This is a genomic window from Streptococcus suis, from assembly GCF_017601095.1.
In the GTDB taxonomy this organism is placed as follows: domain Bacteria; phylum Bacillota; class Bacilli; order Lactobacillales; family Streptococcaceae; genus Streptococcus; species Streptococcus suis_Z.
In genome coordinates this window covers 1-875 of sequence record NZ_JAGFUX010000035.1, presented here as the reverse complement: position 1 = coordinate 875, position 875 = coordinate 1, and the positions used below count along the sequence as shown (strand labels likewise).

The window sequence follows — 875 nt, the reverse complement described above, 5'->3', positions numbered from 1 at the left end:
TAAAAGAAAAACTAGACCAGTAATGGTTTAGTTTTTTTGAATTTTTTTTTTGTAATCGGACATTTATGTCCTGTTCAGGAGTTGATATAGGTAGTAGAATGAAAACAAAAGTAGGAAGAGGTAGACTATATGTTTTCATCAGAGTACGGAAAAGTCAAGGGAATAGTAGAGAAAACCCGCAGAGAGTATTATTTAAAAGGCTGGGAACTAAGCGATTGGCACCAAGAGGGAATGCTTGTCTTCTATCAACTCTTACAGGAGTACCCAGATCTAAAGGACAGTCAGAACCTATACGGCTTCTTCAAAGTCCGCTTTCGGAACTACATTAAGGACAAACTTCGCCAACAGGCCAGCCAAAAACGAACTTTCGATCGCCTCCAACATGAGGAAATAGGAAGTCTGAGTCATTGCTTACGCAGTCCAGGGCTATTACAAGATGACCTCTTGACGCTACGCGATGGATTACGGAACTATTATGACCAACTAGACCCAATCCAACAAGATAACTATATGAAACTAATCCGTGGGGAACGGTTCAAAGGCCGACAAGAAATGGTGAAAGAACTCAGAGAAGTCTTGAAAGATTTTAGGTGACAAGGGGGGGATAAAAAAGAAAGAAAACAAAAAAAGTTTAAAAAAACTCTTGACAATGGCCAGTTCAGGTGATAGAATAAGTGAGTTGTCTCTTGAGGGCGTTAATAGAAATGAAACGAAAAAAAGTTTCAAAAAAGTGTTGACAAGCTTCGCAAGAAATGATAAACTAAGATAGTTGTCGCGAGAGAGTGATAACGCACAAGACCTTTGAAAATTAAAGAAGACGAACCAAACGTGCAGGGTGATTTATCTAAGGATAAATCGTCAATGACAAAACAAAA

At 38.6% G+C, this 875-nt stretch carries 1 protein-coding gene; it reads left to right on the top strand.

Annotation, left to right across the window (positions count from 1 at the left end):
• Positions 1-129 precede the first annotated feature (129 nt).
• Positions 130-594, top strand: coding sequence for a sigma-70 family RNA polymerase sigma factor (locus tag J5566_RS10425; RefSeq protein ID WP_208563183.1), 465 nt, complete (start codon positions 130-132; stop codon positions 592-594).
• Positions 595-875 lie beyond the last annotated feature (281 nt).

Excerpts from the sequence above, each read along its gene's own strand:
- J5566_RS10425 (WP_208563183.1), top strand. The coding sequence starts at position 130 with ATGTTTTCATCAGAGTACGGAAAAGTCAAGGGAATAGTAGAGAAAACC.